Here is an 8291-nt window from a genome sequence, read left to right as displayed (position 1 = left end):
CCGGAAACAAAAATCACCGGAATGTTCAGGCGCATGGCAGCCATCAGCATGCCGGGGGTGATCTTGTCGCAGTTGGAGATGCACACCAGCGCGTCGGCACAGTGGGCATTCACCATGTATTCCACGCTGTCGGCAATCAGGTCGCGGCTGGGCAGGCTGTACAGCATGCCGCCGTGGCCCATGGCGATGCCGTCGTCGATGGCGATGGTGTTGAATTCCTTGGCCACACCGCCGGCGCGTTCGATTTCACGCGCTACCAGCTGTCCCATATTGTGCAGGTGGACATGGCCGGGCACGAATTGGGTGAAGCTGTTGGCAATGGCGATGATGGGCTTGCCAAAATCCTCGTCTTTCATGCCGGTAGCACGCCACAGAGCGCGGGCACCCGCCATGTTGCGGCCGGCGGTGGAGGTTTTGGAACGGTATTGGGGCATGTCTTGTTTCCTTGATGATCAGATGCTTGCAGAGTGCATTGCCGCTGACCGCGCCTGTGTTGCAGGCAGGTCTGCCCTCTCCCGGGTGCCGCTGGATCGGGCTGGCCGCAATCTGTCATGGTAATGACAGGACGCGGCGGAACGCATTCCGTATAATTTCGTCCATATTCTTTTACCGCAAACGCACCGACCTGACAAATGATCGTTCATCCGCAGTTCGACCCCGTCGCCATTCACCTGGGCCCGCTGGCCATTCACTGGTATGGCTTGATGTACCTGTTGGGCTTCGGCCTGTTCCTGCTTCTGGGAAATTACCGCATCCGCCAGGGCCACGCTTTTCTCACATCCAAACTGCTGGACGACCTGCTGATGTATGGCGTGCTGGGTGTGGTGATTGGCGGTCGGCTGGGTGAAGTGCTGTTTTACGAACCCGGCTACTACTTCAGCCACCCGGCGGAAATCTTCATGGTATGGAAGGGTGGCATGTCCTTCCACGGTGGTTTCCTCGGTGTGCTGGTGGGCATGGCCTTGTTTGCCCGCAAGCAGCAGCGCAGCTTCTGGGAGCTAACCGACTTCATCGCCCCGCTGGTGCCGCTGGGCCTGGCCGCCGGGCGCATCGGCAATTTCATCAATGGCGAGCTGTGGGGCCGCGTGGCCAGCCCCGATCTGCCCTGGGCCATGCTGTTTCCTTCCGCCAGGGCCAATGATCTGGCCGAGGGCCAGACCTCGTCCGACCTGTTGAACATGCTGATGCAGTACGGCGCACTGCCGCGTCACCCTTCCCAGCTGTATGAATTTTTGCTGGAAGGCATCGCCCTGTTTGCCGTGCTGTGGATTTACAGCAGCAAGCCGCGTGCGCGGGGGCAGGTGTCGGCAGTGTTCCTGATCGGTTACGGTCTGGCACGCTTTGTCAGCGAGTTTTTCCGCAATCCGGATGCCGGCATCTTCGGCCATTCCTACACCATCAGCATGGGCCAGTGGCTGAGCCTGCCGATGATTGTTATCGGCGTGGTGTTGCTGGTCTGGTTCGGCAAACGCCAGCAGCGCTAGGCTATAATTGCCGCTGGCAGTCTTTTGCCTGCCACTGTGGTTTATCAATAAAGCCAGTCATGAAGCCAATCATCGACTGGCTTTTATTTGTCCTGCGGCCTTTTGCCCGCACAGATAAGGAATACCAGGCATGAAAACCCTCAAACTCACGCTGGCTACGGCCTTGCTGGCTGTCTCCGCCATGGCTTGTGCCGAAGAAGCCGTGCTGAAAGTCTCCGCCATTCCGGATGAAGCCCCGACCGAGTTGCAGCGCAAGTTTGCCCCGCTAGGCCAGTATCTGGAAAAAGAGTTGGGCATGAAGGTGCAGTTTGTGCCGGTGACCGACTACGCCGCGGTGGTGACCGCACTCAATAGCGACAAGATCGACATGGCCTGGCTGGGTGGCTTTACCTTTGTGCAGGCCAGCCTACATGGCAAGGTGGTGCCGCTGGTACAGCGTGAGGAGGACAGCAAGTTCACCTCCAAATTCATCGTCAATGCCGCCGTGGGCGCCAAGTCGCTGAAGGACCTCAAGGGCAAGAGCTTTGCCTTCGGCTCGGCCTCCTCCACTTCGGGCCACCTGATGCCGCGTTACTTCCTGCAAAAGGAAGGCATCAAACCGGAAACCTTCTTCAAGAACGTGGCCTACTCCGGCGCGCATGACGCCACCGTGGCCTGGGTGGCCTCCGGCAAGGTGGATGCCGGTGCGCTCAATGCCTCGGTATGGGACAAGCTGGTAGCAAGTGGCAAGGTAGACAGCAGCAAGGTGAAACTGCTGGCCACCAGCCCAACCTTCTACGACTACAACTGGACAGTGCGCGGCAATCTGGACAAGAAACTGCAGGCACGCATCACTACGGCCTTCCTCAAGCTGGATGCGAAAAATCCGCAGGATAAAGCCATTCTGGAGCTGCAACGCGCCAGCCGTTTCATCCCCACCAAGGCTGACAACTACAAGGGCATCGAGGCGGCAGCTGAAGCGGCAGGCCTGCTCAAGTGAGCCTGCTGTTTGACGGTGTCAGCCTGCAGCTAGGCGGCGTGGATGTGCTGCGCGACATCAGGCTGGAGCTGGCCGGCGGCGAACAGGCAGCGCTGATCGGCCCTTCCGGGGCCGGCAAAACCTCCCTGCTGCTGCTGGCCGCCACGCGCTACCGCCCAAGCCAGGGCAGCCTGAGCGTGCTGGGTGACAACCCATGGCATTTGTCGGCACGCTGGCTGCGGCGGCTGCGCAGCCGCATCGGCATGGTCTACCAGGCAGCCCCGCTGCCAGCCCGCCAGCGGGTGATCCACAGCGTGGCAGCCGGCAAGCTGGGCCAATATGGCGGCCTGGCCGCCCTGACCCGCCTGCTGTGGCCGAATGACGGCGCGGCAGTGCAGGATTGCCTGCAGCGGCTAGCGCTGGCCGACAAGCTATGGCAACGCTGTGATCAGTTGTCCGGTGGCCAACGCCAGCGGGTCGGCATTGCCCGCGTGCTGTATCAGCAGGCCGATCTGCTGCTGGCGGATGAGCCGGTGGCCGCGCTGGACCCCAGGCTGGCGGAAGACACCATCAGCCTGCTGGTGGCAGAAGCCCACGCACGCCAGGCCAGCCTGCTGGTCAGCCTGCATTCGGTGGAACTGGCGCTGGCCCATTTCCCGCGCATCATCGGGGTGCGTGACGGCCAGATCATGTTTGATCTGCCACGCGAGCAGGTTCATCCCGGTGTGGTAAGCGCGCTCTATGCCGGCGAAAGGCTGGCCGAGCCGGCAGCTACGCCACCGGCAGCCAGCGTCAGCCAGGGCTTGCGATGCTGACCCCCCATCCACGCGATCCGGCCCGGTGGCCGCGCTTGTTCACCCTGCTGCTGTGCCTGGCCTTGCTGGCACCCAGCTTCAGCCTGACCCAGTTCAATCCGGCCACGCTGGCCAATCCTGATAGCTGGCGCACCATGGCCGGTTTTGTCGCCGGCTTTTTCCCGCTATCCACCCAAGGCAGTTTTCTGCTGGATGTGGCACGCGAAACCATCACCACGCTGGCCAGTGCCACGGCAGGTATTGCCTTGGCAATGTTGCTGGGCGCGCCACTGGCGTTTGTCACCACACGGGCACTGGAGCGCCATGTGCTGGCGGGCGAATCGGCGCTGGCGGGTATCGAACTGCTCAAATCACTGCTACGCGGACTGATGGTGATCTTGCGCGGCATTCCGGAAATCGTCTGGGCACTGCTGTTTGTGCGGGCTGCGGGCCTGGGCAGCCTGCCGGCGGTGCTGGCCATCGGTCTGGCCTATGGCGGCATGCTGGGCAAGGTGTATGCCGAGATTCTGGAATCCCAGCCGCGCGAACTGGCTGGCGCACTGCATCTGCAAGGTGCCAGCCGCTGGCAGTGCCTGCTGTATGGCTTGTGGCCGCAAGCCCTGCCGGAGCTGGTGAGCTATAGCGTGTATCGCTGGGAGTGCGCCATCCGGGCATCCGCAGTGATGGGTTTTGTTGGTGCCGGTGGCGTCGGCCAGTTACTGGACACCAGCCTGAAAATGCTCAATGGCGGCGAGGTCAGCACCTTGCTGCTGGTTTTCCTGTTGCTGGTGAGCCTGAGCGAGGGCATCAGCCTGCTGTCGCGTCATGCACTGGAACACACGCGTGGCGGCCTCTACTTGCTATGTAGCGGCGTACTAGCGGTGCTGGCCAGCGTGCTGTGGCTGCTGCCGGGCTGGCGCGACAGCGGCTTTGATCTGTCCGCCATTGCACGCTTCAGCCATGACTTTTTCCCGCCGGATGGCAACATGCTGGCCGAGCTGGCCCATGGCACGCTGGAAACGCTGGCCATGTCGGCACTGGGTACGGTACTGGCTTTTGCTGTGGCGGCGATACTGGCGATGCCGGCTGCCGGGCGCTTTGGCAGTGCCGCCAAATGGGCTAGCCGTCTGCTGCTTAACCTGTTGCGCGGCGTACCTGATCTGCTGTGGGCTTCCGTCGCCGTGCTGGCTGTCGGGCTGGGGCCGGCCGCCGGGGTGCTGGCGCTGGCCTTGCACACTGCCGGCGTGCTGGGGCGGCTGTTTGCCGAGACGCTGGAAAATGCCGATCACGCGCCAGAACTGGCCCTGCGCCAGGCCGGGGCCAGCCGGGTGCTGGCTTTTGCCTACGGCCTGCTGCCGACGGTATTTAGCCAATGGGTGGCCTATACCCTGTACCGCTGGGAAAACAATATCCGCATTGCTACAGTGCTGGGCATTGTCGGGGCCGGCGGGCTGGGGCAGCAGCTTTATCTGGCCTTGTCTCTCTTCCAGCAGCACCGGGCTGCCAGCCTGATCATCGCCATGCTGCTACTGTCGTGGGCAGTGGAACAACTCAGCCGTGCCTGGCGACGGCAGATGGACTGAGCGCTGCGCCCGGCCCCACCTGCCTGTGCAAGGGCAGCCACTGTGCTGCCCTTGCTTATTCCATATCCTGATAAAAAATGCATTTTTAATCGTTTTACCTGCTGAGCCACTACACCTAGCATGGAGGCCATTCACAGCTGTACCTACCGGTACTGACTGTCATTGTCATCTCACTCCACAAGAGGCTTAGCCATGAAAACCCCTTCCCTGCTACTGGCGCTCACCCTGCTGGGCACTGCCGGCCATGCCCTGGCCGATCGCCTGGACGACATCAAGAAAGCCGGCGTACTGCGCGTGGCAGCCTTCGACAGCAACCCGCCGTTTGGCTTTCTGGATGCCAAGACCCACCAGATCAGCGGTCTGGACGTAGAAGTCGCCCAGGCCATTGCCAAGAAACTCCAGGTCAAGCTGGAGCTGGTGCCCACCAATCCGGCCAATCGCATTCCGCTGCTGGTGGCGGGCAAGGCCGACCTGGTGGCCGCCAACTTCACCGTCACCGATGAGCGCAAGAAGCAGGTGGACTTCAGCCTGCCCTACTTTGCTTCCGGTCAGCAGTTCATCGCTCGCAAAGGCAGCCTGAGCAAGCCGGAACAGCTGGCCGGCCTGCGCGTGGGCGTGGACAAGGGCACCACGCAGGAAATCTATCTGCGCGAGAAATACAGCAAGACCACGGTAGTGGCCTACGACGACACCCCGCTGGCCTTCACCGCACTGCGCAATGGCAATGTGCAGGCCATTTCGCAGGACGGCTCCAAGCTGGCGGCACTGCTGGCCAATGCCCCGGACAAGGCCAAGTACGAGCTGGCACCGTTTACCCTCACCCGCGAATACCAGGCCATCGGCCTGCCCAAGGGCGAGGCACGCCTGACCAAGGTAGTAAATGAAACGCTGCTGGAGCTGGAAAAATCCGGCCAAGCACGCAAGATCTATGACCGCTGGTTCGGCCCCAGCACCAAGGCACCGCTGCCGCGTGATTTCAAGATCGGCGACGCCGTCTGATTTCACCCGGACACGCCAACCGGCCTGCGCACCTGTCGCACAGGCCGGTTTTCTGCATTTTCATCCCCCTTACTAAAAAGACGGACTAATGACTCCACCCTCCTGGCTGGGACAAGGCTGGCTGGCACCGCATTATCTGGGCTGGCTGCTGCATGGTGCCGCCATGACTGCCGCACTGGCACTGTGTGTCAGTCTGGCAGCCACCCTGCTGGGCATCCTGCTGTGCGCAGCACAGGATAGCCGGCAACGCTGGCTGCGATGGCCTGCCCGTCTGTTTTGCAGCCTGCATCGCAACACGCCGCTGCTGGTGCAGGTCTTGCTATGGTATTTCGGGGCTGGCGGCTTGCTGCCGGATGCCGCCATGCAATGGCTGAACACCCCGCATCAATGGGCACTGCCACTGGGCTTCAGCCTGGGCTGGCCCTCTTTCGAATGGCTGGCCGCCTGGCTGGCGCTGTCGCTGTATTCGGCCTGTTTCATCAGCGCCGAACTGGCCGCCGGGCTAAATACCGTGGCCCGCGGGCAAAGGCTGGCGGCGCGCGCCCTGGGCATGACGGAGTGGCAGATCTTCCGCTACATCGTGCTGCCACAAGCGCTGCGGGTGATTCGCCAGCCGCTGCTGGGCCAGTACACCGCGGTGATCAAGAACACCTCGCTGACCATGGCCATTGGCGTGGCGGAGCTGTCCTATACCTCGCGTCAGGTGGAAAGCGAAACCCTGCTGGCCTTTCAAGCCTTTGCCGTGGCCACTGCGCTCTACCTGTTGCTGGTGATCGCCACCCAACTGGCCGGTAGCCGGCACGCCACCGAGGGCCATATCCGATGATGCTGACCTTGCTGCAAGACAATCTGGACTATCTGCTATGGGGTAATCTGGTGCATGGCCATCCGGGTGGACTGCTGCTCACCGTTGGCATCAGCCTGGCTGCCGGTGCGCTGGCCACGCTGGGCGGACTGGCCGGTGGCATTGCCCTCACCATGGGCGGCCCGCGCCTGAAGCGCAGCCTGACCATGCTGGTACAGGTGCTGCGTGCCATCCCGGTGCTGATGCTGATTTTCTGGTGCTACTTTTTGCTGCCCATCCTGTTTGGCATCGACATCCCCGGCGTACTGACGGTGATTGCCGCTCTGGCGCTGATCAACTCCGCCTATCTGAGCCAGTCGGTGCTGGCCGGGATTGAGGCCATAGGCAAGGGTCAATGGCTGGCTGGTGCGGCACTGGGCATGACGCGCTGGCAGACGCTGCGTTACGTCATCCTGCCGCCGGCCTTGCGCCATATGCTGCCCTCCTTCGTCAACCAGTGGATCACCCTGCTGAAAGACAGCTCGCTGGCGTATGTGGTTGGTGTGGCCGAATTCACCTTTGTCGCCACCCAGATCAACAACCGCGAGCAGGTTTACCCCTTGCAGATATTCGGCATTGTCGCCCTTGCCTACCTGCTGCTGTGCGCCACGCTGGAATGGACCGGACGCCGGCTGATGGCAGCTGAGCCCTGATTTGCATGGTTTTACCTGCTGTCTGGCATTTCCCCCATAGCCCCGGTCATACAATCGGTACAGACACACCGGCTACGTAAAGCAGAGACCCCTGCACATTTTCCCGACTTGCATGCGCCGCGGTACCGGCTGCGGCGCGATGCCACGCCATCGGCTACACTGCAAAGGGCTTCATGCCGCACCTTTGCAAGGGGACACACATGCACGTCAAGGTTCTGGGATCATCATCCGGCTATGGCCAGGCGATGCGCACCACCTGTTTTCTGGTGGACGCCAACTGCCTGCTCGATTGTGGCAGCGGCATTGTCGATCTCGACACGCAAGCCCTATTGCAAATCGAAACGGTCTTGCTCACGCACAGTCATCTGGATCACTGCAGCGGCCTGCCGCTGCTGGCCGATACCCATATCAGCCACGGCGGACGCGGCGTGGATGTGTATACCCAGCAGGAAACCATCGATGCGCTGAAACAGCAGATGTTTGGCAGCCAGCAATGGCCGGACTACACCAAGGCAGCGCCGGGCAATGTGCCTTGGCTACGACTGCATGCAGTGGAAGTGGGAGATGCGGTTTCCTTGCCGGACGGTATTGCTACCGCCTTGCCAGCAGAACACAACGTGCCGGCTGTCGGCTGGCTGCTGGAAGGCCCGTGGCGGGCGCTGGCCTTTACCGGAGATTCCGGCCCCTGCCTGGCGTTCTGGCACTGGATCAGCCATGTGCCGTCGCTGACCGATGTCATCTGCGAACTGAGCTATCTCAATGAAAACTCCGCCAAGGCCATGGTGGATGGACACATGTCGCCGGCCCTGCTGATTCCCCTGCTGGAAATCCTGCCGCCCAATGTCCATGTCTGGATCACCCATACCGACAACAGGCAGCGTACACAGATACTGGAGCAGGTTCGCAAGGAGCTGCCATCGCTGCTGCACTTGCATCCGCTGGAACAAGGCATCAGCATCGAGCTGTAAAACAGTCA

The 8291-nt window shown here is 61.8% G+C and carries 9 protein-coding genes; 8 read left to right on the top strand and 1 reads right to left on the bottom strand.

Features of this window, described 5'->3' with window-relative positions; genetic code table 11:
• Positions 1-434: dihydroxy-acid dehydratase domain-containing protein (locus tag QVF59_RS06345; protein WP_287878149.1), on the bottom strand; the 434-nt coding region annotated here is incomplete at its 3' end.
• A gap of 198 nt (positions 435-632) precedes the next feature.
• Between QVF59_RS06345 and lgt the strand changes: the two genes are divergently transcribed.
• The 8 genes from lgt to QVF59_RS06305 all read left to right on the top strand — a co-directional run bounded on the left by lgt (position 633) and on the right by QVF59_RS06305 (position 8283).
• Entirely contained in the window at positions 633-1484 is an 852-nt protein-coding gene (gene lgt, locus QVF59_RS06340; RefSeq protein WP_287878146.1) for a prolipoprotein diacylglyceryl transferase, read from the top strand.
• A gap of 130 nt (positions 1485-1614) precedes the next feature.
• Positions 1615-2463: a putative selenate ABC transporter substrate-binding protein gene (locus QVF59_RS06335; RefSeq protein ID WP_287878144.1), complete on the top strand. Its 849-nt coding sequence runs from the start codon at positions 1615-1617 to the stop codon at positions 2461-2463.
• On the top strand, positions 2460-3257 hold the full coding sequence (locus QVF59_RS06330) for a phosphonate ABC transporter ATP-binding protein (protein ID WP_159878911.1): 798 nt from the start codon (positions 2460-2462) through the stop codon (positions 3255-3257). The genes QVF59_RS06335 and QVF59_RS06330 overlap by 4 nt, the downstream gene beginning before the upstream one ends.
• A complete protein-coding gene (gene phnE / locus QVF59_RS06325) occupies positions 3251-4819 on the top strand; it encodes a phosphonate ABC transporter, permease protein PhnE (RefSeq protein ID WP_287878140.1) in 1569 nt (522 codons plus the stop codon). The genes QVF59_RS06330 and phnE overlap by 7 nt, the downstream gene beginning before the upstream one ends.
• A 192-nt stretch (positions 4820-5011) precedes the next feature.
• On the top strand, positions 5012-5818 hold the full coding sequence (locus QVF59_RS06320; protein WP_287878138.1) for an ABC transporter substrate-binding protein: 807 nt from the start codon (positions 5012-5014) through the stop codon (positions 5816-5818).
• 88 nt (positions 5819-5906) lie between these two features.
• Complete coding sequence (locus tag QVF59_RS06315; RefSeq protein WP_287878135.1) at positions 5907-6644, top strand: amino acid ABC transporter permease; 738 nt, start codon at positions 5907-5909, stop codon at positions 6642-6644.
• Positions 6641-7315, top strand: a complete 675-nt coding sequence (locus tag QVF59_RS06310) for an amino acid ABC transporter permease (protein WP_287878132.1) — start codon at positions 6641-6643, stop codon at positions 7313-7315. The genes QVF59_RS06315 and QVF59_RS06310 overlap by 4 nt, the downstream gene beginning before the upstream one ends.
• 200 nt (positions 7316-7515) lie before the next feature.
• A complete protein-coding gene (locus tag QVF59_RS06305) occupies positions 7516-8283 on the top strand; it encodes a 3',5'-cyclic-nucleotide phosphodiesterase (RefSeq protein ID WP_159878917.1) in 768 nt (255 codons plus the stop codon).
• The last annotated feature ends 8 nt before the right edge of the window (positions 8284-8291 follow it).

Origin of the sequence: Aquitalea sp. (assembly GCF_030150775.1) — a bacterium.
Lineage (GTDB): Bacteria > Pseudomonadota > Gammaproteobacteria > Burkholderiales > Chromobacteriaceae > Aquitalea > Aquitalea denitrificans.
Note: the sequence above shows the minus strand (reverse complement) of the source record. Positions and strands in the feature narration are given on the sequence as shown.